This window comes from Trinickia sp. EG282A, assembly GCF_040965455.1.
GTDB lineage: Bacteria > Pseudomonadota > Gammaproteobacteria > Burkholderiales > Burkholderiaceae > Trinickia > Trinickia symbiotica.
This window is the reverse complement of sequence record NZ_JBFRCC010000005.1, coordinates 639,017-661,972: the sequence shown is the minus strand read 5'-3', so window position 1 is coordinate 661,972 and position 22,956 is coordinate 639,017. Positions and strand designations below refer to the sequence as shown.

General features: G+C 61.0%; 22 protein-coding genes and 1 pseudogene. 9 read left to right on the top strand and 14 right to left on the bottom strand.

The genetic code is table 11. The features are described from left to right. Positions 1-22 precede the first annotated feature (22 nt). The 6 genes from AB4Y31_RS25895 to AB4Y31_RS25870 form a co-directional block, all read right to left on the bottom strand. Complete coding sequence (locus tag AB4Y31_RS25895) at positions 23-916, bottom strand: carbohydrate ABC transporter permease (RefSeq protein ID WP_368676481.1); 894 nt, start codon at positions 914-916, stop codon at positions 23-25. Next, positions 886-1,755: a carbohydrate ABC transporter permease gene (locus AB4Y31_RS25890; RefSeq protein ID WP_368676480.1), complete on the bottom strand. Its 870-nt coding sequence runs from the start codon at positions 1,753-1,755 to the stop codon at positions 886-888. The genes AB4Y31_RS25895 and AB4Y31_RS25890 overlap by 31 nt, the downstream gene beginning before the upstream one ends. Before the next feature lie 31 nt (positions 1,756-1,786). Continuing rightward, the gene (locus AB4Y31_RS25885) at positions 1,787-3,025 is read right to left on the bottom strand and encodes an ABC transporter substrate-binding protein (protein ID WP_368676479.1); all 1,239 of its coding nucleotides are present in this window, start codon (positions 3,023-3,025) and stop codon (positions 1,787-1,789) included. A gap of 192 nt (positions 3,026-3,217) precedes the next feature. After that, entirely contained in the window at positions 3,218-3,628 is a 411-nt protein-coding gene (locus AB4Y31_RS25880; RefSeq protein ID WP_368676478.1) for an ester cyclase, read from the bottom strand. Positions 3,629-3,714: 86 nt separating this feature from the next. Then, entirely contained in the window at positions 3,715-3,909 is a 195-nt protein-coding gene (locus tag AB4Y31_RS25875) for a hypothetical protein (protein ID WP_368676477.1), read from the bottom strand. 156 nt (positions 3,910-4,065) lie between these two features. Further along, positions 4,066-4,338 (bottom strand): hypothetical protein, encoded by a 273-nt coding sequence (locus AB4Y31_RS25870; RefSeq protein ID WP_368676476.1) that lies wholly within the window; start codon positions 4,336-4,338, stop codon positions 4,066-4,068. 28 nt (positions 4,339-4,366) lie between these two features. Between AB4Y31_RS25870 and AB4Y31_RS25865 the strand changes: the two genes are divergently transcribed. Next, positions 4,367-4,498, top strand: coding sequence for a hypothetical protein (locus AB4Y31_RS25865; RefSeq protein ID WP_368676475.1), 132 nt, complete (start codon positions 4,367-4,369; stop codon positions 4,496-4,498). A 44-nt stretch (positions 4,499-4,542) separates the two neighbouring features. Beyond that, on the top strand, positions 4,543-5,571 hold the full coding sequence (locus tag AB4Y31_RS25860; protein ID WP_368676474.1) for an alpha/beta fold hydrolase: 1,029 nt from the start codon (positions 4,543-4,545) through the stop codon (positions 5,569-5,571). A 269-nt stretch (positions 5,572-5,840) separates the two neighbouring features. Here the strand turns inward: AB4Y31_RS25860 and AB4Y31_RS25855 are convergent, their stop codons facing one another. The 3 genes from AB4Y31_RS25855 to AB4Y31_RS25845 all read right to left on the bottom strand — a co-directional run bounded on the left by AB4Y31_RS25855 (position 5,841) and on the right by AB4Y31_RS25845 (position 8,796). Further along, positions 5,841-6,497 carry a MarC family protein gene (locus AB4Y31_RS25855; RefSeq protein ID WP_368676473.1) on the bottom strand — a complete coding sequence of 219 codons (657 nt, stop codon included), beginning with the start codon at positions 6,495-6,497 and terminating at the stop codon, positions 5,841-5,843. Next, positions 6,494-7,270: a response regulator transcription factor gene (locus AB4Y31_RS25850; protein WP_368676472.1), complete on the bottom strand. Its 777-nt coding sequence runs from the start codon at positions 7,268-7,270 to the stop codon at positions 6,494-6,496. The genes AB4Y31_RS25855 and AB4Y31_RS25850 overlap by 4 nt, the downstream gene beginning before the upstream one ends. Before the next feature lie 263 nt (positions 7,271-7,533). Then, positions 7,534-8,796 carry an alpha/beta hydrolase family protein gene (locus AB4Y31_RS25845; RefSeq protein WP_368676471.1) on the bottom strand — a complete coding sequence of 421 codons (1,263 nt, stop codon included), beginning with the start codon at positions 8,794-8,796 and terminating at the stop codon, positions 7,534-7,536. A gap of 135 nt (positions 8,797-8,931) precedes the next feature. On the opposite strand from AB4Y31_RS25845, the gene AB4Y31_RS25840 reads away from it, so the two are divergent. Further along, a complete protein-coding gene (locus AB4Y31_RS25840) occupies positions 8,932-9,552 on the top strand; it encodes a TetR/AcrR family transcriptional regulator (RefSeq protein WP_368676470.1) in 621 nt (206 codons plus the stop codon). Positions 9,553-9,638: 86 nt separating this feature from the next. Here the strand turns inward: AB4Y31_RS25840 and AB4Y31_RS25835 are convergent, their stop codons facing one another. Continuing rightward, complete coding sequence (locus tag AB4Y31_RS25835) at positions 9,639-10,613, bottom strand: isopenicillin N synthase family dioxygenase (protein WP_368676469.1); 975 nt, start codon at positions 10,611-10,613, stop codon at positions 9,639-9,641. Positions 10,614-10,907: 294 nt separating this feature from the next. Between AB4Y31_RS25835 and AB4Y31_RS25830 the strand changes: the two genes are divergently transcribed. The 3 genes and pseudogenes from AB4Y31_RS25830 to AB4Y31_RS25820 all read left to right on the top strand — a co-directional run bounded on the left by AB4Y31_RS25830 (position 10,908) and on the right by AB4Y31_RS25820 (position 14,081). Next, on the top strand, positions 10,908-12,119 hold the full coding sequence (locus AB4Y31_RS25830; RefSeq protein ID WP_368676468.1) for an arabinose transporter: 1,212 nt from the start codon (positions 10,908-10,910) through the stop codon (positions 12,117-12,119). Positions 12,120-12,241: 122 nt separating this feature from the next. Then, positions 12,242-13,266: pseudogene (locus AB4Y31_RS25825) on the top strand (aldo/keto reductase). 47 nt (positions 13,267-13,313) lie between these two features. After that, on the top strand, positions 13,314-14,081 hold the full coding sequence (locus tag AB4Y31_RS25820) for a glucose 1-dehydrogenase (RefSeq protein ID WP_368676467.1): 768 nt from the start codon (positions 13,314-13,316) through the stop codon (positions 14,079-14,081). A gap of 59 nt (positions 14,082-14,140) precedes the next feature. Here the strand turns inward: AB4Y31_RS25820 and AB4Y31_RS25815 are convergent, their stop codons facing one another. Further along, on the bottom strand, positions 14,141-15,010 hold the full coding sequence (locus tag AB4Y31_RS25815; RefSeq protein WP_368676466.1) for a LysR family transcriptional regulator: 870 nt from the start codon (positions 15,008-15,010) through the stop codon (positions 14,141-14,143). A gap of 254 nt (positions 15,011-15,264) precedes the next feature. On the opposite strand from AB4Y31_RS25815, the gene AB4Y31_RS25810 reads away from it, so the two are divergent. Beyond that, positions 15,265-15,588, top strand: a complete 324-nt coding sequence (locus AB4Y31_RS25810; RefSeq protein WP_146013312.1) for a carboxymuconolactone decarboxylase family protein — start codon at positions 15,265-15,267, stop codon at positions 15,586-15,588. 250 nt (positions 15,589-15,838) lie between these two features. After that, positions 15,839-17,020, top strand: a complete 1,182-nt coding sequence (locus tag AB4Y31_RS25805) for a porin (protein WP_368676598.1) — start codon at positions 15,839-15,841, stop codon at positions 17,018-17,020. Positions 17,021-17,130: 110 nt separating this feature from the next. Here AB4Y31_RS25805 and AB4Y31_RS25800 read toward each other — a convergent pair whose 3' ends face one another. Beyond that, entirely contained in the window at positions 17,131-18,102 is a 972-nt protein-coding gene (locus tag AB4Y31_RS25800) for an NAD-dependent epimerase/dehydratase family protein (RefSeq protein ID WP_368676465.1), read from the bottom strand. 232 nt (positions 18,103-18,334) lie between these two features. Between AB4Y31_RS25800 and AB4Y31_RS25795 the strand changes: the two genes are divergently transcribed. After that, positions 18,335-19,672, top strand: a complete 1,338-nt coding sequence (locus AB4Y31_RS25795; protein ID WP_368676464.1) for an MFS transporter — start codon at positions 18,335-18,337, stop codon at positions 19,670-19,672. A 109-nt stretch (positions 19,673-19,781) separates the two neighbouring features. Here the strand turns inward: AB4Y31_RS25795 and AB4Y31_RS25790 are convergent, their stop codons facing one another. Then, positions 19,782-21,212, bottom strand: a complete 1,431-nt coding sequence (locus tag AB4Y31_RS25790) for an aldehyde dehydrogenase family protein (protein ID WP_368676463.1) — start codon at positions 21,210-21,212, stop codon at positions 19,782-19,784. Next, a complete protein-coding gene (locus AB4Y31_RS25785) occupies positions 21,199-22,908 on the bottom strand; it encodes an NAD(P)-binding domain-containing protein (RefSeq protein ID WP_368676462.1) in 1,710 nt (569 codons plus the stop codon). The genes AB4Y31_RS25790 and AB4Y31_RS25785 overlap by 14 nt, the downstream gene beginning before the upstream one ends. Positions 22,909-22,956: the final 48 nt, after the last annotated feature.

The window sequence follows — 22,956 nt, the reverse complement described above, 5'->3', positions numbered from 1 at the left end:
TCCGGTGCCGGGCCCGCGCGCGTCATTTGAGTCCGCCCGCGAAGCCGCGCAGCAGATAGCGCTGCACGTACCCAGCCACTGCCAGCGTCGGCAGCGACGCGATCAAGCCCGCGCTCATCAGGTCGCCCCAGTCGATGCCGTTCTCGGTCACGTAGCCCGCGATCGCGAGCGGCAGCGTGAAGCGACTCGGCGTGGAGACGAACAAAAGCGCCAACAGGAACTCGTTCCACGCTGCGATGAACACGAAGACGGCGGTCGCGATCAACCCCGGCCCGCAGAGCGGCAGCACGATCTGCGCGAGGCGCCGGGCCAGCCCGGCGCCGTCGATGCATGCGGCTTCCTCGTATTCGAGGGGCACCTCGCGCACGAACGCGAGCAGCATCCAGATCGCCATCGGCAATGCGTAGATCTGATAGCCGAGCATCAGGCCGACCAACGAATCGAGCAGGTGCAGACGCTTGGCGAGCGTGAACAGCGGCACTGCGATCGTGATCGGAGGCATTAACTTCAACGCAAGCACGAACATGAGAAAGAGCACGTCCAGACGCGCGGGGAAACGCAATCGCACGAGCGCATAGGCGGCCGGAAACGCGAGCGACAGCGCGAGCAGCGTCGTGCCGGCGCCAACCAGCAGCGAGTTGAACACCTGCGCGCCGATGCCGCTTCCCCACACCGACGCAAAATGTTCGAATGTCGGCGCGGCTGGCCACAATCGCAGCGGATGATCGAGACGCTCCAGCGTCGGCATGAACGCGGCGCCTGCCATCCACACGCAAGGCAGCAACAGCAAGGCCAGCGCCGCGCCGCGGAGCAACCAGATCGTCGCCCGACCGAGCACGGCGCGGCCGGCCCGCGCGCGATGCTGGGCCGCCGCGCCGTTGCGCGTCAGTTGCGCCGTTTTCGGACTGTTTGCCATACGTATCCGGAGACCAGCGCCGCGCACGCCGCAAGCATCAGCACCGACGCGGCGCTCGCCGGCCCGACGTTGAAGAAGCGGAACCCGGTGTCGTAGATGTACGTCGACAGCGTCTGCGTCGCGTTGCCGGGGCCGCCGCCCGTCAACGCATAGACCTTGTCGAACAGCTTGAACGTATCGATCGAGCGCAGCAGCAGCGCGAGCCCGATCTGCGGCGCGGCGAGTGGCAGCGTAATGTCGCGCAGGCACTGCCATTCGCTTGCGCCATCCGTGCGCGCGGCTTCGTGAAGCTCCTCCGGAATCGACTGCAAGCCGGCGAGTACGATCAGGAACGCCATCGGCGTCCATTGCCATACGTCGACGAGCATCAGCGACCACAGCGCCAGATGGGGATCCGAGAGCCACTGCACGCCGGCAAGACCCGCTATCGCGAGCAGCGCGTTCAGGAACCCGTGAAAGTTGAGCCAGTTGCGCCAGATCGCCGAGCAGACGAGTGTCGACAGCATCATCGGCAGGATGGCGAGCGGCAGCGCGAGCTTACGCCCCGGGAAGGCGCGCACGAACAGTAGCGCGAGGCCGGCGCCGAGCGCAACCTCGGCGAGCGACGCCACGATGCTGAAGCGCAGGGTGTTGCCGAAGCCGATCGTGAACGCATCGTCGGCAAGCACGGCGCGGTAGTTCGAAAGGCCGACGAAAACGCGCCGGCCCGCCGCGTAATCGACGCGGCAAAACGAGTCGATCAGGACCTGCGCGACCGGATAGAGCGCGAGTACGGCAAGCAGGACGATCGATGGCCCGAGCAGTGCGACGAACGGCAGGCCGCGACCGAAGGCCTTCATCGGTGGCGGCCCATCGAGTGTGCGGCGGCGGTCACTTGCCCGCCGTGGCCATCGCTTGCGTAATCTTTTGCTGCGCCTGCCGCAGTGCGTCGTCCGGTGCGGCTTGGCCGGTCAGCGCGAGCTGCAATTGATCGCCAAGGATACTCTCGATCTGCTGCCAGTCCTTCACGCGCGGCCGCGCACGACCCGCTTCGAGCGCCTTCAACTGATCGGGATACCAACGATACTGGCGCACGAGCGCGGCATCCTCGTACACACTCTTGCGAGTCGGCGGAATGCCGAGCGCGGCCAGGCGCGTCTGCGTCTCGCGCGTGCTCAGGTACGCGAGGAAGTCCTGTGCAAGCTTTGCGTGCGGCGCGTCCTTCGGAATCGCCATTTGCCAGATGCCGAGCATCGGCGCGGGGCCGGCGGTCTGCCCGGGCGGCGCCTGCAGCGCGATCTGGCCAGCCACGCGCGATTGCTTCGGATCGTCGAGCGCGGGAATCCACGCCGGCCAAACTTCGATTGCCTGCGCGGCGGCGCCGCGCTGTAATGCGTCGCGCACCTCGGCCGCGCCGTAGACATCGACATCCTGCGGCGCGGACGTCTTCAGCGCGAGGAACGTCTTGAGCGCCGCCTGCGCTTCGCGCGAATCGATCGTCACGTTGCCCGAGCGGTCGAGCACGTCGCCACCGTACGCCCAGAGAATCGGCAAAAAGCCCGTCACGATCGGATTGCCCTTCGTGCCGCGGAAGACCACGCCCGACACGCTCTTGTCCGCGCCCCCGACGGTTCTCGCGATCTTTACCACGTCGTCCCAGTTGCGCGGCGGCTGCAGGTTGAATTTGGCGAGCAGGTCCTTCCGGTACGCGAACATCTCGACGTTGCCGACGATCGGCAGCGCGAACAGCTCGCCCGATGCGTTGCGTCCGAGCGCGACCGTGGATGGGATCAGATCCGGGTCCGCGAGCGACGCCGGCAGCGGCTTCAGCCAGCCATTACCGATGAATTCGGGCGACCAGATGTCGTCCATCATCACGAGATCATATGCACCGGTGCCCTCGCGCATCGACAGCTTGAGCTTCTGATAGAGATTCGCGTTCGGCAGCTTCAGCACCTCGATCTCGGTGCCTGGATGCAGCTTCGTGAAGCCGGCGACGGCTTCGGCGATGCCCTTTCCGTAAATGTCGTCGCGCCCGGCGATGACGAGATCCGCGGCGACGGCATGCGACGCGGCAATGGAAACAGCAAGGGCGGCGGACAGCGCGCGCAGGCGGTTAAGCAGAGTCATGGTCTCTCTCACGATAGGCGCGACGACGTTGCACACGTGTGCATCGCGGATTGTAGCCTGGGCGGCCAAAAACGACCGTCATTGTTAACGCCGATCGTTAAGGATTTATGGCACGCGGCGGTACGGTAGGCGGCGCTGCCTGTGCCGTGAGAATTGAACGGCGAGCAGCGCGAACCGATGGCTTCCGGCCGCTCAGGAACGACCGGGTGACTCGGATCGCAATTGCGCTTCGATCGCACTCTTGTCGATGACCGACCATACGTTGACGATTTTGTCGCCACGAAACGCGTAGAACACGTTTTCCGTGAAGGCGATCCGCTTGCCGCCGATGTCCAATCCGAGGAAGGTGTGCCTAGGTGTGCAATCGAACCGCAGACGGCTCGCGACAACAGGTGGCTCGATCACCAGCAGTTCGATGTCGAAGTGCAAGTCGGGTATATCGCGGACGTCCTGTTCCAGCATTTTGCAGTAGCCCGAGAGGCCGATCGGTCGACCGTTGTGACTAACGTCGGCGTCGACGAACTGGCCGAGTGAGGCCCAATCCCGCTTGTTCAGGCGATCGATGTAGTTCCGGTAGATGGTGCGCAAGTCCAGCTGGCTCACGGCGGCCCCCTATCGCTTCCTCCGAAAACGAATCTTACTAGGTTCTGCTTGGCCCCAGACTTGGCGATCTGCCGGAATTTCAGCGTTCAATCGAACTGCACTTCCGCTACGAATGGGAACATGATCGGCGTATAGGTCATGTTGAAATAGCCATGCCGCGCGCAAACCTCGACTTGTGCGAGGCGTTCAGCGCTAGCCCCACGGTTGATGTTTGCATATTCGGGCACGCGCGCTTGGCCCTTGAACAATCGCTGTAGCAGCGAAATCGTCGCATTGGACATGGAGAATACCTCCAGCAGGGGGTATTTCACTCTAGTGTCCCGAACTGGCCCGACCAAACAAGCATTTCTGGAATGCTTAGATGTAAGTCAGCTTGTATTTCTGCTGCAACGCGCTAACCGCGTCTGGCGACGGTTTCCCGGGTGCAGAATCAGAGATCAGCTCCCCGATTTCCTTGAAGAAGCCTTCCGCACCGCCTTCAGGCTCGTCATCGCGCCGTCGATGTAGTAGTGGGAGTTGTTGAAACCATAGCCGACCTTCAGGCCGTTGCATACACAGATCAGGTTTGTGCCGAGGTTTTTGCCATCCTGCGTATTGTCCTGCACACCGTTCGCGCATCGCACAACACCGGTCCTGTTAATCGGGCTGAGACCCGCGCCGCGCAGCCGACTCATGTAGCGCTCATTCTGGGCGCTTAGGATTTTCTCCATCGACAAGTCCATTCAGCCGAGCCCGAATATGTCCAAGACCATCGTCGTTGCGATCAATCACAATTTCACCGATTCGTTTCTCCCGTCCGCGCTTGAAGCGGCCCTATACACCCTGTCCGCGGTACCGAAGCACGCGTCGAACTCGTGTGGCATGGGCTGATCGCCATGTCAACAACGCTGAAACAACGACTCAGGAGGCTGGTGATGTCGCACAACATTCGTGGCGCAGGCAGCGCACGATCATTCCGCAACGCAAGGACTCCGTCACTGCGCCATGCCACGCTCGCGCTCTTGATGGCCGGCCTGCTGAACACCCCGATTTCCGCGCGCACGGTCGACTATCCTGCGCCTGACGATTGTGCGGCCGTCGCCGGGGATCCGATCTCACGCGCTTCGCTTCGCGAACAGATTGCACATACGGCAAACGGCGACATCGCGTACTACCGCTTCGGAAGCGGCAGTCCGATCGTGCTGCAAACGGGATTTCGCGCGACCATGGGTGAATGGAATCGCGCTTTCCTTCGCAGTCTCGCGCAGCATCACGAAGTGATCGTCTTCGACAATCGCGGTATCGGGCGTTCGATTCCCGGCGCCAGTCGCTTCACCGTGCACGACATGGCGTCCGATCTGAACGCGCTGATCGATACGCTCGGGTTGAAGGACGTGACGGTCGTCGGATGGTCGATGGGCGGTGCGATTGCCGCGCAGTTTGCGATCGAGCATCCGCACGCGGCGCAGCGAATCGTGCTGATGGCTGCGCCCGCGCCGGCATCGAGCGCGGCACGCATTGTGCCCGAGGTCGCCGCCACGCTGTCCGGAAAACCGGGCACGACGTTCGACGACGTAATGGCCGTGCTCTTCCCCAAGTCCGCGCTGCCCGTGGCCGAACAATGCTTCCGCAATGCGATGTTCGTGCCGCCCGACTATGAGGTTCCCGACATCTCCACGAATGTGACCGCTGGCCAATCCGCGCTGCTGCGCAACTGGTCGAACGACACCGACGCGGCAAGGTCGCTGCGGCGGCTGTCGCTGCCGGCGCTGGTGCTCGCGGGCGAAGACGATCATGTATTGCCCCAGCGCAACGCCGAAACGCTCGCCGATACGATCGCCGGCTCACAACTGCTGGTGGTCCGCGCCGCAGGGCACGCAATGATGTATGAATATCCCCGCGACCTCGCCGCTGCCATCGACGCCTTTATCGCACGAACGGATGTCATTGGCTCCGGCAAATGAAGCGTCGAAGCGAACGTGTCCGCTCGTCGCCCTTCCCTCATGGGACGCTCATTCTCCGGCTCGACAATGAAGTCGTTGGCACCGGCCCTTCATACGGAGAGGAATGGAACGCATTGCGATGACGGCAGACCAACACATCTGCCAGCGCCTGCACTCCACCCAGATTCGCCCATGAAACCGTCGCGTCCCCGCATCCTTGCACTTTTACGATTCACGCTCGACGCGAGAATCAGCTGCATACTGGCTCGTACGCGGGAGTCCGGTGCAGCTCAACGGAACCGCAATGACGCGAGCAGTTCCGCGAGGCCGAGCCAGAAAATTTGAACACCGATGCAAAACAGCACGAACGCGAAGAGTCGCATCGCTGCTTGCGTTCCGGTCTTGCCAAGCAGTTTCTCGATCGACGCGGAGCAGCGTACGCACGCATAGATGCTTGCGCACAAAAGGGCCAGCGCGACGACGACGCCAACGATGTGGACGGGAGCCAGCCCCTCCCGCGGAGAACCGGTGCCCAATGCGATCGCGACCGCGATCGAACCCGGCCCGACAGTAAGCGGAAGCGTCAGCGGATAAAACGCCTTGGCTCGCAGCGACTCGCGCTGCGCATGTTTCTCCTGCTCGCCGGAGAGCTCGCGTTCCTTATGCAGCAGGTTCCACCCTGCCATGCCGATTACGATTCCGGCCGCCACGCGTAATACGGGCATCGATATGCCGAAGAACGACAGGACGTACGCGCCGATCGACAGCGAAACCGCGAGGATCGCGAGGCTGTTGAAAGCGATTCGCCGCGCCAGTTCTTCGCTGTCCTCGGACGTCGCCTCGGGGACCATGCTCAATACCATCAGCCCGGCGGCTGGAGGATTGATAACGGGAAAGAGCGCGGCGACGATCAGCAGAACGGTTTTGATGAATTCGTGAAGCATCATGTCGAGGTCCGTGATTGACCGAATATCGGCATGGCATGAAGGAACGCTGCCGTCGGCCGCGCGTCCCGCTCGGATCGCTTACCCGCCGACGCACGATTGCGCCCCCCCGACGCGCCCGTCAAACCCGCGTTCTCTCCGCCCGACATCCATCCGCCTCCTCTGACGTTGACGATCACCGAGCGTCCGAATCGTTTGCGAATCTGGTGAATCAGCACGTCGAGCGCGTTGCTTTCCACTTCCTTGCCCCAACCGTAGATCCGATCCTCGAGCTGCGCCCGCGACAGCAGCAATCCCGGCCTCTCCAGCAGTGCGTGCATGAGCGCGAACTCACGCACCGACAACGGCGATGCCGTACCCATGAAGCAAAGCGTCCGCGTGTCGAGATCGAGGCCCAGCGTCTTGCTGCCGATTCGCGAAGTCGCATGCCCTGCCCTCCGCCGCAATACGGCGCGAATTCGCGCGAGGACCTCCGCCATCTCGAGCGTGCTGTGAAGGCAATCGTCCGCGCCGTTGTCCAGGCTGCGGACACATGCGTCGTCCTCACGCCCGGCAAGCGTCATCACCGGAACGGTATTGCCGCGACCGCGAATCGTTTTTAAGACCGCCATTCCGCCGATTCCCGGCAAGCCGACTGCGATCAGGACCAGTGCGTAATAGGCGCCGGTGAAAGCGAGCTTTCCTGCCTCTGCATCGCGAACCCAGTCCACGCTGAAACCGTGACCGGTCAGCGCACGCCGCAGGCTTTCGCCGCGTTCGATGTCGTTATCAATCAAGAGTGTTCTCATAGCCTTTACGAGGCGAGCCGACTGCGTCGGTTCGCCACATGGGAAAAAAACGATTGAAAGTTTCTGCCCCGTCGGGGGAGCATGGACCCGTCGAGCACGGCCCGATGATTCGGCGACCACCACAAGCCGCGGGTCGTCCATCGCATTGGCGATGCTGAGCGATGCGTCAGGTGAGCGACGTTCCGGTCATGCGTCGGCCGGGCGGCCGACACGGCACGCACTGACCGCGATCCGTCTGCCAGGTTTCGGCATCACTCCCTTCTTCCGGAGCCCTGCGCCTGCACCGGCTCGCGTGACTGAAACAGCTCGTCGATCCAGCCGCAGACTTCCTGCACGAGCCTCAGTCGGGCATTGACCTGGCAGTGACCGTCGGCGCCGGTGGCCGCGTCCAGTTCGACGAGGTCCTTCTTCGTCGATGCGATCCGCTCGTGCCAGTCCCGTGCTTGCGCGATGAACATCGGCGAATCGCCGAGACCAACAATCGATAGAAACGGCAACGTCACACGGGCAGGGTCGGCACGCGCTGCGCGCCAGCGCTCGATGAACCCCTGCGGTGAAGCCGCACCCGCCTTCCATAGCATCATCTGCCTGCTTCGCAATGCAGCCGAACTCGCGCCCTCGCTCGCGTTGCCGTCCTGCGCGGCTCGGACGCTGGCGCCGAAAAGGGCGCCCGGCTCGGGAAACGGCGTACTCGCGATCACTGCTGCGAACCGACTCTCGTAGCCGGCCGCACGCGTCACGAAATAGCCGCCGAGGCTTAGCCCCAGCAGTAAGATGCGGCCCGGCTGCACGTCGAATTGCTGCACAAGATGGTCGACGACCGCACGGATCGCGTGTTCCGGCTCCGTCTGCCAATGCAGGCCTTTCGCGGCCGTATTGCCCTGCCCGGGCAAATCGACGATCGCTACCGCGTATCCGCGCTCCCGGATGCTGCGGCCGACCGACAGGAACAAGTCCTCGAGGCTCGTGTCCGCGCCGCCGATGACGAGCACCACCGGCGCATCCGGCGTTTCGGCGCAAACGAATAACCCGGGCAGCTCGCCCGCCCCGAACGGCACATTGAAAAAAGTGGTCGGAATCGCGAGCTCGCCCATTGCCTGCGCAAACGCCGTCTGATGCTGGCGATACAATCGCGAGAACGTGTCACCGCCCGCAGCAGCGAACTGCCATGCCGAACGGTAGCTGGCAAACGCCTTCAACCTCGCTTCGCCCGCAGCGCGACGCCAGCCGCGCCGCGCCCATGCGTCGGCTTGCGCGGTTTGCAGATGGCCGTAAGCGGCAAACGCGCTCACCCAGCTGTCGGCGTCGCCATCCACAATCGTCGACGCGACGTGAAACGCCTGACCAATATCGAGCCCGCCTGTCGGCCCCCAGCTCAGCGCGGACATGAAAAACAGATCCATGTCGGCGTCGCCGAAGCGATACCTACGAGACAGCCTTTGATCGGGGCGCGCGCCCGCTTCGCCGCGCGGCGCGTCGTCGTTGCCCCCCTGAATCGATTGTGTCGTACCCACATTAGCTCCCGTGTCCCGGCCGATGCGCCTATGCTGCGTATCCGGCCGGTGCGTGTTCATGATGAAGAGATAATATGAGCGAAGCTCACGTTTGGAAACTCGCGTTCGCGCGCATCTGGCAGGCGGAAAAAAACAATGGAAAATCAAACACGTAATCGCAGAAATCCCCGGCAGGCGCGCTCACAGCACAAGGTTGAACTCATATTGGAAGCAGCGATTCAGCTGCTCGAAAGTGGCGGCATGGAAAAGCTCACCACGAACGCGGTAGCCGCGAAGGCAGGCGTGAGCATCGGCACGCTGTACCAGTATTTCGGCAGCAAACATGCGTTGCTGGATGCGCTGGTGACGCGCGAGTTGAGCGCGATGTCGGCGAAGGTCGTCGCTTCGTTGCGCATGGACGCGCCTGCGTCGCCCGGCGACCGAATACGGCGCATCGTGCGGGCCGTAAACTCGACGTATGGCGGACGCAATCGCGTGCACCGCCTGCTGATTGAACATGCGTCGGCCACGCAGTCTGCCGGCCGCCTCATGCCGCTATTCGCCGAATTGATCAAGATGTGGACGGACGAAGGCATCGCGGCCCCAGGCGACGGCCGCCGCCGGCTCTCGCGCGCCGACGCGTTCGTGACGGTTCATGCGATCGCTGGCGTGCTGCGCACATCGGCTGCCAGTAAAGATGCACCGCCGGCGGCGGAGGTCGAAGACGCGCTCGTCCGCATGATCGTCGGCTTTGTTTCGAGCAGCGAAAGCCGCTGATGCCCGCTCATCGCTCGATGTCGCGGGCGCGGCAATCGTCTTCGGCCTTACCGATACGAAAGCGCTTCGGCCGACTTGGCGGCCGTCTATCGGCCCGCCTCGTCCGGCAACGCGCGTGCCGGCTCATTGCCGACGAACGCGTAGTTGCTGCGCAAGATTGCTTCGAGGTGCCGCCCGTATGTCGGTGTTGAATTCGACATTGGCGCCGAATCGAGATCGAGCGGCGTCTCGAGCCCGCAGTCGTAAAAGAAGGCGATCGAATAGCGGTCGGTCGCTGCGGGAGTCAACACACGATGCGGCGTTGGCTTGATCCGACCTCCGCTCCACCGTGCGATCACCTGACCGGTGTTGAGCACGAGTGAATTCTTAACGACGGGCACGTCGAACCATTCCCCGCGGTCCGACTGAACCTGGAGCCCGCCGACGTCATCCTGTGCCACGAACGTCAGGCATCCGTAATCGGTGTGCGGAGCCGAACCAAAAATGTCGGGGTCATGACGCGGCACCGCCGGATAGTGAAGCAGGCGCAAAATCGGGTTCGGCATGCGGAAGTAGTCGCGCAATCCGTCGCGCGGCAACCCCAGCATGACGGCAAAGCAAGGCAGGATGGCCTCGCCCAGACCGATCATCGCGTGCCGGTACTGTCGCGCGGCCTGTTCGAAGCCGGCAATTTCCGGCCACTGTTGCGTGCCGCCCATCGCTGAATTTTCCCAGTCGGATCTCAACGATTTCGGCAAGTCCTCTAGAACGACGAACGAATCACTGCAATTCGGCCGCTTCGCGGCACCCAGCGTCGACGCCTTGAGCACAGACGTGTTGAGCGGAAGATAGCCGCGCAGCGTCGCGCGATAGCGCATCGCCATCTTGCGCTCGAGCGGCCACGCGTGAAAGCTTCGCGACGCGTCGAACAGTGCGTCGACGACGTCGGTCGGGACGCCGTGATTGACGAGAATCGAAAAGCCGACGCCTGTATGCGCGTCCAGCAACTGCTGCATGACGTGCCGCCAGCCGGCCGGTTTTTTGCTCAGCAACGGGCTCACATCGATGATCGGTATATTCATGTTTCACATTTGGATGGGTCAAGCGCGGCGAAGCGCGGACGCCGCCATCGGCGAGCGCACGACTGAAGCGGAGCGTGAGCGTCAATCTATCGTTGAACAGTTAGCGGTCAATTAAGGCGTCGACGTCAAAGACACCACCGCGGTCGCCGCCGCTTTGTGAATGGAGCTCATTGGTCCGTCAACCCAACGCCGGCTAAACAAATCCGGACCATCGCGCTAAATTCGACGCTAACTAGCGCGCACGATGCGCTGAGACGATGCTGAACCGCTCGACGCTGACGAGCTCACCGCTCGATGGAAATGCCCCTGACCCCACCGCAATACCATTCGGCAGCGGCCGACCGCTCTTTGCTCTCGCTGATGACGTGCGTCTTCACCGTGTTTCTGGTCACGGGTGCCGCGCTGCCCGCTTTGCCGCTGCACATCCATCGCAATCTTGGCTTCGGAACATTCACTGTCGGTTTGGTCTCCGGCGCCCAATTCGCATCGTCGCTGATCTCCCGACTGTGGTCCGGCGCGATTGCAGACCGGCGGGGGCCGAAGTTCGCCGTTTCCACAGGCCTTGCGTTGGCCGCGCTGGCCGGACTTCTGTACCTGTTGTCCCTGATGTTCTCCGGCAACCCGTCGCTGTCCGTCGCGATTTTGTTCATGGGTCGCGCGCTGCTCGGCGGCGCCGAGAGTTTCATCATGACTGGCTCGCAAAGCTGGTGCCTCGCACTCGCCGGTCCGGGCAAAGTCGGCAAAATGATCGCGTGGATCGGAACATCGATGTTCGGGGCACTGGCCGCTGGTGCACCGCTCGGCAGTTTTCTGTTCGAAAAATTTGGCTTTGCTTCGATCGGGCTCGCCACCTCGGCCGGCGCAGTCGTGACAATGCTTCTCATCAGTCCGGTTCCGGATGCCAGAACCCGATCCGAAAACGGAGAAATCGTCGGGAAAGTACTGAAAGCCGTCTGGCTGGCGGGGCTGGGTATGGCATTTCCCGGTCTTGGCTACGGCATCATGACCGCGTTCTCCGTCCTGCTGTTCGTTCAACGCGGTTGGCAGCCCGCGTGGCTCTCCTTCACCGCGTTCGCCGCAGCGCTGATGGTTGCACGGGTCTTTTTCGGCGCATTGCCCGATCGCCTAGGCGGCGCGCGCACCGCCGTCGTCTTCGTCACGATCTACAGCTTCGGTATGGCGCTCGTCTGGGCCGCACCTGCCGCATGGCTCGCCTTCGCGGGGACTGCGCTGGCGGGATTCGGCTATGCGCTCATCTATCCCGGCTTCGGCATGGAGGCTGTAGCGAGGGCGCCAACGAACGCCAGAGGCTTGGCCATGGGTATCTATACTGCGTTCATCGATCTCGCGCTCGGCGTCTTTGCGCCTCTGCTCGGCCTCGTCGCCCATGTAACGGGGCTGGGGCCCATCTTTCTAATTAGTGCGATTCTCGCCCTTTGTGCCCTGCCAATCGCAATGAGACTTCATTCGTCTGCTGAACCCTCTCGAGAAGCGCATCTCATTTGACAGGAGAGCTCCGCGTTACCTGCTCGACAAGTGCGTTTGGCCTGTTTCCTTTCTGGGCAAACATCACGACTTCGTGAACGCGGATAGTCGTCGCCCAGAGTCTCGATCATCCGGAGATGCAAATGCAATACGTCAATCTTGGCCGGACCGGCCTCAAGGTTTCACGCCTTTGTCTGGGTTGCATGAGCTACGGGGAACCGGCCCGTTTGCCCCAACCCTGGTCGCTGGATGAACAAACGTCCCGGCCGTTCTTTCGTCAGGCACTCGAAGCAGGAATCAACTTCTTCGATACGGCGAACATCTATTCCGGCGGCAGTTCTGAGGAAATTACCGGGCGTGCGCTTAACGACATGGCGCGACGTGAAGAGATCGTAGTCGCGACGAAGGCATTCTTTCCTTGGAGAAATTCGCCCAATACCGGCTTTCTTTCGCGCAAGGCGCTATTCCAGTCGATCGACGACAGCCTGCAGCGACTTGGCATGGACTACGTCGATCTGTATCAAATCCATCGCTTTGACCACGGCACGCCGATCGAGGAGACGATGGAGGCGCTTCATGACATCGTCAAAGCTGGAAAAGCGCGCTACCTCGGCGCCTCGTCTATGGAGGCATGGCGTTTCGCCAAGATGCAGCACGTTGCCGAGCGCAACGGCTGGACGCGTTTCGTCTCCATGCAACCTCAGTACAACCTGCTCTATCGTGAGGAGGAGCGCGAGATGCTGCCGCTTTGCATCGACCAGGGAGTAGGCGTCATCCCATGGAGCCGATGGCCCGGGGCAGGCTGACGCGCGACTGGAGCGAAAGCACCCATCGCACGAAGAACGATGCGTTCGCCATACAGATGTATCTCAACACAGAGGCACAGGACCGGAAAGTAGTCGATGTCGTAGCGCGGATTGCCGACGATCATGGCGTACCACGAGCGTATGTTGCGCTCGCCTGGCTGCTGGCGAAACCCGCAGTAACCGCGCCAATCATCGGGGCGACCAAGCCTGAGCATCTTGCGACGGCGATCGAGGCGCTCGACTTTTCCTTGACCGACGGTGAAGTCAAGGCGTTAGAGGCACCTTATGTCCCTCATCCAGTCGACGGAATCATTCCGCCGCTTCCCGATGACCCACCGACTATTACGCCGCCGCGCAACTGACAGCGAACGCTATCGATTTCAACCGTGTTCCACCAGGGAAATGAAACATGAATCCGATCTATAACTTCAAAGGCCAAGTGGCCTTCGTCACGGGGGCTGCGATGGGCATGGGTCTCGCTACAGCACGTGCATTTGCGCAAAGCGGGGCCTCCGTGGTCCTGGCCGATCGTGACGGGGACCTCGCCTCCCGGGAAGCACAAAACATTGTCGACGAAGGCGGCATTGCGATAGGCGTCGCCTGCGACGTCACCGACGAAGCCCAGATCGCTGCCGCCGTTGATCGGGCTGTAGCGGAGTACGGGCGGCTCGATATGGCATTCAACAACGCCGGCATCCAGGTGCCCCCTAGCGATGCGGCGGACGAACCGGTCGAAAACTTTCAGCGCGTGGTGGCGGTCAACCAGTTCGGCGTTTGGGCAAGCATGAAGCACGAACTGCGCGTGATGCGCGCCCAGGGATCGGGCGCGATCGTCAACAACTCCTCGCTCGGTGGCTTGGTTGGACTTCCCCAGCGCGCGGCCTACCATGGAACTAAGCATGCCGTACTCGGGATGACGAAGAGCGCTGGCGTCGAATACGCGTCCCGCGGCATACGCATCAACGCCGTTTGTCCCGGGACCATCGATACTCCCATGGTGCAAGACATGCTCCAGGGGCAGGCCGATGCAATGAAGGTGATACTGAAAGAACAGTCCATCGGTCGCCTTGGACGAGCCGATGAAGTTGCCGCCGCAGTGCTGTGGCTATGCAGTCCGGGGGCGAGCTTCGTCGTGGGCGTCGGCTTGCCGGTCGATGGTGGCTTTACAGCCCACTGAAGCCGATTGCCGCTGTCATCGTCATAGGCCAAGCGGTCGAAGCTCCCGCACCAGCTCGATCAAGAGACGAAGGCCCGTAGGTACCTGGCGCCGGCCCGAATAATAAATATGGAAGCCGGGCTCGCAAGGGGCCCAGTCCGACAAAACGATACGCACCGGCCTTCGTTGACGTATGGCGCGACCAGTGGTTCGGGAAAGTACATCAGCCCTGCCCCGCCCAGCACCGCAACGAGACCCGTCTCGGCATGATCGACGATGATGGACGATGGAACTGTTATAGACAGCTTCTCACCGGCCCGTTCAAACTCCCAGCGATATATCCGGTCATCGCCAAGCCGATTGCTCACGCAGCGATGATGCAGAAGGTCGTTGGGATGGATAGGGGCGCCGAATCGATCGACATAACTCGGCGCTCCTGCCACGACCCAACGAATATCGGCGGAAAGCCGCTGGGCAATCATGTCTTCCGGCACAGTACCGCCGTAGCGAATGCCTGCATCGAACCCGCCTTCTGTCACGTCGACCATTCGATTGTTCGCAACGATGTCGAGCTCCACGCCGGGAAACCGCTCGACGAACGTGGGCAGTACGGGGGCCACGAGCAGCGTTGCTGCCTCGACGGCAACATTGATGCGGATGCGACCCGCCGGCGCGTCCCGGAAACGATTCAACATCTCGACTGCGTTATCGATCGCTTCAAACGGCTGCCCGATCGATGTCGCGAGCGCGTCACCGGCAGCCGTCAACGTCACGCTTTTAGTCGTACGGTTCAGGAGACGAACCCCGAGGCGGTTCTCGAGCCCCTTTAACGCATGACTGAGCGCCGAAGCGCTGACGCCCAGCTCGATCGCCGCGCGACTGAAGCTCCTGTGGCGTGCGATAGCAAGAAAGTAGATCAGATCCGCTACGTCGGTTCGATTCGTTTGCATCACTTGAAGTCCCTTTTTTGTTCCATACAATGAAACTCGATTCACTGGCTTGCATCGCATTCCGAAACACGCATAACCTGAGTCTACTCAAGCCCGCTGGTCTCGGTCTCGCCTTGTCAGGGAAGCCGCCTCACACCAGTTAACCCGCCGCGCGAAAATCCCCGCCTGCTCGAGGCAGCACATCGCCGTATCTAGCGGTCAGCGATACGTCATGCCGCCGCAAGTCGGTGAACGCTGCCTACAGAATCCTTTTCATGAAGACGAAACCTCGAATCCCATCATCTCAGCGATTGGCGGACGCGAATCCAGAAGCCATGCGCCACTACGAGAGGATGCGCGTCGCGGTTTCGGCGTCCACCGCTGTCGACGGCGGCCTTCGTGAGGTCGTGCTCACCATGCAGTTTGCCGTCTTGGGACATGAGTTCCCCTTCAAGATTCACGCGCGTCGCGCAATGGCACAAGGTCTGACCAAAGACGCGCTACGCGCGCTGCTGATGGCAGGGCTCGGCGTGACCCTTGTTGCAAGCGAGGTCGGTCGTGCCCTCTCGTGGCTGGACGAAGACGCTATCGAAGGGTGACGCGCCGTCGTTCCTCGGCTCAGGATCACACTTCGGATGGAGCTCTAGTTCCATTGTACGGCACTGATTCCGATTAATTGACTCACCCGCGCTCGGTGGATAGATTCGGAAACGCGTGCTCCTGTTCGGCTAGATAGCGGTGGTCGTGGACGCCCTACCTTGCCACGCCTGCGACAGTGAGACCGTGCGCATGTCCATTCTGGAATGGCATCGCGTTTATGCACCTACTACAAGACATTGGAGACAGATGATGCGAAAGCAGTTGTTTGCGCTTGCCGCGCTTGGCATGTCCAGTTTGTCCGTCTATGCCCAGAACAGTGTGACCCTGTACGGGATCATTGACGAAGGTATCAACTACAACAGCAACGCAGATGGACATCGTCTTTACAATCTTTCGAGCGGAGTCCTGCAAGGGAGCCGGTGGGGACTCAAAGGACGTGAAGACCTCGGCGGTGGACTGAGCGCCCTTTTTGTACTTGAAAGCGGCTTCGACGTTAATAACGGCAAGATGGGCCAGGGCGGCCTGCTATTCGGTCGCCAGGCGTATGTCGGCCTCGGTAGCCCATATGGGACTTTGACGCTCGGCCGTCAGTACGACATGGTCGTCGACAATCTGGGCCGGTTTATAGTCGGCGATCAATGGGGCGGCTACATGGCCGCGCATCCAGCCGATCTCGACAACTTCAACAACACGTACCGCGTCAACAACGAAATCAAATACACGAGCCAACCGATCGCCGGACTCACATTCGGGGGTACCTACTCTCTCGGCGGTGTCGCGGGCAACGTCAGCCGCAATCAAATCTGGTCTCTTGGCGCCAGTTATGACAACGGCCCACTTCTGGCGGGCATTGGATACCTGAATGTCCGCAATCCCAACACCTCCTTCTATGGGAGCGGAGGTACGCAGGCGGCCACGACTGGCGGCGTGCCCGGATCCAACCTGGGTTCGTCACCGGTCATCTCTGGATACGCATCGGCTCATACATTACAGGTGATCGGTGCAGGTGCCGCTTATACGTTCGGGGCTGCCACAGTGGGGGCGACATACTCGAACACCAAGTTCATGAGTCTCGGCGACAGGACCAGCGGTCCCGTACCAACTGGCGGCATCTCCGGAACCGCGACCTTCAACAACGTAGAAGTGAACTTCAGGTACCAGATCAACCCTGCTCTCGTGGCCGGCGTCGCGTACGACTACACCCACAACAGCGGCGCCGCGGGTCAAAGCTCAGCAACCTATCATCAGGGGTCGGCCGGCATTGACTATTTTCTGTCGAAGCGGACGGATCTTTACACTGTCGCAACATTTCAGCACGCGCATGGCAAAGACTCCACCGGCAAAACGGCTGTCGCCTCGATCAACCAGTTGACGCCATCGACGTCGGACCGTCAGTTGGCGATCCGCATCGGCATTCGCCACAAGTTCTAACTGTCACCATCGCAGCGCCGGTGAGCCCCGGCGCCGTCTCGTGCTGAAGTGCAGTTCGCCAAACAGACAGATGACGGCGACATGCCGGCAAAGCCGGCTTTAACGGCGCGTCAGGATTCCCGGTATTTCCGGTAGGTCTGCAAGTATTCAGCGATTCCGCGTTCGATCTGGAACTGCGGTGTCCAGCCCAATAAATCCTTGGCCAGCTTGATGTCGAGCGGAACGCGCGACTTCAGGTTTTCTTCCTCTAGCGGCGTCAAGGCATCACCGATCTCTATCTCGGCGCCAGGCACCCTACTCCGCACAATGCGTGCAATCTCCGTCGGCGACACGAGGCTCCCTGCTGCAATATTGATGACGTGCGACTGGCCGGGCTGTGTGCCGTCGAAGTGAACCGCTGCCGCGACTGCCCGAGCTACGTCCCGCACATGTGTCAGATCGCGCTTCATTCGTCCCCCCGTCGAGAATGTCGTCCTGATGCCGTCGACTGCATTCTCGATCATCGGTTTGATGTAGAGCGGTGTTCGCATTCCGAAACCGTATACGGCAGCAACACGAAGCGCGAGGAACTCGATGCCGTGAAATTGACCGTAAGACATCCCGATTGCCTCGGCAATCATTTTCGACGTGCCGTAGTGAGCGGAGGGGTTTGCGCGCACTATCGAAAACGCAGGATCGGCTTCTTTCTGCACGGGCCCGACTCCGGCATGACATGCCGTGTTGCTTGAAATCAGAACCAATTTCCGGACCTCGAGCGCACGCGCCACTTCACACACATTGACGAAACCCATCACGTTGGTCTGGTAGAAACCGGATGGGTCTTCGAGCGACGGCTCAAACCCCACGCGCGCCGCCGCGTGCACAATGACGTCCGGCCTGACGCTCTTGCACGCGGAAAACAGCGAGGCGGCGTCTGCGATCTCGCCAGAAATCAGCGCGTCGGGCAAACCCTTGGCGACCCACGCGAGGTCGGATGCAACCTGCGCCCGGTCATACGCATAGACCTCGCTTCCCGCTTGCGTCAGGGCCTCGAAAATGTATGCGCCGAGAAAGCCTGCACCACCAGTAACAAGAATCTTCAAAATCCGTTCCTCATGAGTGTCTCAACCGGATATGAGCGCATCGCTTCTTCTTGCGCTGCTCCTGGCTGCTCATTATGAACATCAAACTCGACGCAACGAAAGTTCCATTGACCGAAACGCATTCTGGAAACGTTGACCCTGCGAAAAAACCGGAATAGATTCGTTCAGGTGGTCGAGGGAGGTGAAGCCACCCCGACCACGAGAATAGATATCAAGTTCACGGAGACAAACGATGGCAAGTCCAGCATCGGCAACGACGCGGCAAAAGCGCCTGATCATCGCATCCACCTTCATCGGGTCGACGATCGAGTGGTATGACTTTTTCATCTTCGGCACAGTTTCGGCCCTATTCCTGAACAAACTGTTCTTCCCGGCTGTCGATCCGACAATGGGCGCGATGTTCGGCTTCATGACATTCGCGACGGCCTGGCTGGTCCGCCCAATCGGAGGTGTGATTGCCGGGCACCTGGGCGACAAGGTAGGCCGCAAGACAACACTCCTGTGGAGCTTTGTGATCATGGGTGCGGCAACCACCCTGATCGGACTGTTGCCGACATACGATAGCGCCGGATACATCGGCGCGGTCCTGCTCGTGCTTCTGCGGATCGTACAGGGCCTGTCGGCCGGTGCCGAATACGGAGGTGCGATCGTAGCCGTCGTCGAGCATGCTGACGAAAAGCGGCGCGGGCTATTCGGCAGTGTCCCGCAGAGCGCGGCGTTTTTTGGTTTGCTGCTCGGCAATCTCACGTTTCTTGCCATGACGGCACTCGACAAGCAGGCGCTGATGGCGTGGGGCTGGCGCGTCCCGTTCGTTCTGAGTGCCGCCATGCTGATGGTAGGCATCTACATCCGTAACCGGGTGGCCGAGTCTCCCGCATTTGTGAAGGCGAAAGCCTCCGGCAACATCGAAAAACTTCCGGTGATGACCGTACTGCGCGAATACCCGCGTCAGCTGCTCGGCGTCCTGTTTGCGCAAGCAGCGCCGAATACGTTCTTCTACACCTGTGCCGTAGCGATGGTCGCGTACGCGGTATCGAAGCTCAAGATGGCGCAGGCCGACATGCTCATTGCGGTCTCGATCGGGGCTGCGGTCGAAATGGTGATGATCCCGATCTACGGCATGTTGGCCGACGCGATCGGTCGCCGTAAGGTCTTCGTATGGGGCATCGTTGCGCTTCTGGCAGGTGCTATCCCCTTCTGCCTGGCAGTGGAGGCACGCTCGTATGCAGGCATGGTCGCCGGTTATATCTGGGTTCTTGGGATCGGTCATGCCGCATGCCACAGTTCACAGGCGTCATTGTTTTCCGACATGTTCCCGACATCGGTACGCTACACGGGCATCTCGGCCGGCTACCAGATGTCTGGTGCGATCTTCGGAGGCCCGCTGCCGATTATTGCAACCGCGTTGATCGCTTACCAGAACGGGGGTATCCGCGTGTTTTTCGGTTACACCCTGCTCATTGGCGTAGTCAGTCTGATCGCTATCATGGCTAGCAAACCGCACCACTCGCTGGTGGGCAAAGTCGAGGCGTCGACGTCCCGAAATCAGCAGGTTAAGTCGTCGCTCTGACATGCCCCGTTTTCTGGATGGCATAAAGCGACGATGCCACCTCAAAAGTCATGAATTGCCGACGCGCCGAGGTCTGATCTATTCAGTATCTCGGCGCAGTCGGGGTGCCTTAGGCTGCCGAGTTCGCGAAGCCGATCATTGCCTTCACCTCGAGATATTCTTCAAGTCCGAAGACTCCCATCTCCCGGCCATTACCCGACTGTTTGTAGCCGCCCATCGGCGCGACATTATTCGATGGAGCGCCGTTGAGGAAAATGCGGCCCGCCTGCATGCGCTCAGCGACCTGGCGAGCCTTCTCCACATTTGAGGAGAAGATATATCCGCCTAGGCCGTAGCGGGTTCCATTGGCGATGTCGACGGCGTCATCGATATCACGATAGGTGATGACGGATAGTACCGGACCGAAGATCTCCTCCTGCGCAATCGTCATGTCACGGCTGACGTCCGAGAACACTGTGGGCCGAATGAAGAACCCTCTATCGATGCCTTCGGGGCGGCCCGGGCCGCCGGTGACGACTTTCGCGCCTTCTTCAATGCCACGCTCGATGAAGTGCTGAACCCGTTCGAACTGCGCTCGATTGACAACAGGCCCAATAGTGGTTTCAGGGTTCCGCGGGTCGCCTACCTTGACCGATTCCGCTTCATCCCGGATCAGCGCGATCAGTTTGTCTGCCTGGTTTTCCGAAACAAGGATGCGCGTTGGCGAATGGCAGGACTGCCCCGTGTTCGAAAAGCCCCGCGAGACATTGAACCGCGCAGCCGCCGCAAGGTCCGCGTCAGGCAGAATGATGTTGGCGGATTTTCCACCCAGCTCCTGGCACACCCGCTTCACCGTGCCGGCCGCAGCCTGCGCCACCATCACGCCAGCACGTGTTGACCCGGTAAAAGAGACCATATCGATGTCGGCGTGACGCGAGATCGCCTCGCCGACAGTCGGTCCATTCCCGTTCACTAGATTGAACACTCCCGGTGGCACGCCCGCGGCGTCGAGCGCGTCTGCGAGCACGACAGCACTGAGCGGAGTAAATTCGCTTGGCTTTGCAACGACCGTGCAACCAGCGGCGAATGCCGATGCAAGCTTCTGACACATCAGCTGCAATGGCCAATTCCAAGCAGAGATGAGGCCGCAGACACCAATGGGCTCCCGGCGAATCACGTTGTCGCCGAGCATATGCTCGAACGAGTAGTCACGCAGCGTGACGATCGCCTGACGGAACGCCTGAACCGCAGTGCCCGTCTGTCCTTTCAAATTGCTTGGAGCGCCCATCTCTTCGGTTACGGCGTCCATCAGGTCCGGCTCCCGCTTCAGCAGTGACTCGACAATGCTGCTGAGGAGTTCCATCCGCCATTCTTTCTTCGATTGCGAGAACGAGGGGAATGCCCGCCGCGCTGCAATAACTGCCGTGTCGACATCTTCCGCGCTCCCGAGCGTAACGTGTCCGTACACTTCTTCGGTTGCGGGGTTGATCAGTTCGAAGCGTTCCGTGCCTACAGGCACCGTCCATTTACCGTCGATGTAAAACCGGTCAAGCTTTTTCATGATTTCTCGATTCCTTCAAAGAGTCAATTCCATAAAGGCGGCCGAGTTCATCGACCTGTGCCTGCGGTCCTAAAATTCGCGATCCTGCCTCGAGCACCGTCCTTGCGATATTGAGCAGAGGGAGAGGAGCCCCCGTCAGACGCCCCATGGAAGCGATCAACTGTTGATCTTTCACCACAGTTCTGAGACTGGCATCAGCGGTGGGAGTACCTGTCTCAATGGATTTCAGGACACGGTCCAGCGCTCCCGAGGCGCTCGCTCCCGTTGAGAGCGCTGCGCGCAATGCGTCAATCCGAATGCCAAACGCTGCTGCAAGAGACAGCATCTCGTAGACGATCAGCCGGTTTCCAGCCGCGAGCGCATTTTTCACAAGCTTGATTGCCTGACCAGAGCCGGGGGCTCCGAAATAGACGACTTCCCCTCCCATCGCCTCGAGTACCGGCCGTACACGCGAAAACGCCGTGCCCGTTCCGCCGCACATCGTAACGAGGCTGCCGTTCCGTGCTCCCTCCGGCCCACCTGTCACCGGAGCGTCGATCATTGCTACTCCCGCGGCCGCGAGCCGCTCGCCAAAGCGAACTGTCTCGGCCGGGCCGCACGTTGTCTGGTCGATTACGATCGTTCCGTGGGCCAAAGCCGCATACATCCCGCCGGGGCCGAACAGGACCTGTTCAACCTCTTTCGAGCTCGGAACGCAAAGGAAAACGAGGTCACATACTGCAGCGAGAGAAGCAACGTCCGCAGCGGCGCGTGCGCCTTTTCGCGTCAGGCACTCGACTTTCGCCGGATCGGGATCGTAGACATGAAGTTCGCGAGCGACCTGTAGGGCCTGCGTTGCCAGAGCGCTGCCCATGGCCCCCAGCCCAACGTAGCCTATAACGGGTGAACGCGGCGCATCGCCTCGAGCATATTCATGTGCGGCACCGGTGACGACCATGTCTCTTCGCAATCCAACCAGGCGCTCATAATTGCCCAGCGAATCGGTGGCAGGCTGCTCGTCGTCGGCACTGCGCGGCGGCTCCAGGCTTAGCAGGCTTGTCGCAGAGGAAGTGAGCGGAAGCGGTAGACCGAGCGGCAGTGCCGCATCGACCAGGTTGCATAGCATTCTCGCGACCGCCTCTGGCATAGGGATATCACCGCCTTCCCTTTGAAGCAGTTCATCGAAGAACTTTTCTGCCTGCCTACTGCGGCCACTACTGCGACCTATCACCGATGCTGCAAGGTCAACGGGCAAACGCGCTCGCAACGCCATCCCGACAGCCTCTATGGTCACCATCCGGCTGATTCCGCAGATTGCGTGCTGGAGTAATGAAATCAGCCAGGCGTGTTCCGTACTAATACCGCAATACACCGAGCGCAAGGACATTCGCGTGAAGATGGATGCGGCCCCTTCGCTTGCCGCAGCGTCCCCCGACAGAAACACTCGACCTCCGGCCTCGTCGTCCAGCGACAATGCGGCCGATACGAACGCTACATGCCCTGCCGTCTGGTAGCCCAGGTCCCCTTCGCGCGAATGTTCATCAATGAGCGCAACGACAATAGCGTTCGATCCTGGCGTCAGCCCGGTGACGATGCGTCTACTAACCGCAGCACTGACGTCAGACGCGATCAGGACGCACATGCAACCGCGGTTGAAGAACTCCGCGTTCTCTTCTTCGCCCGCGCTCACCCACAGCACGGCTCCCAGTTTTCGCAACGAAGACAGCCACCTTTCAGATGGGTTGCCAACGCAGGCAATTGATCG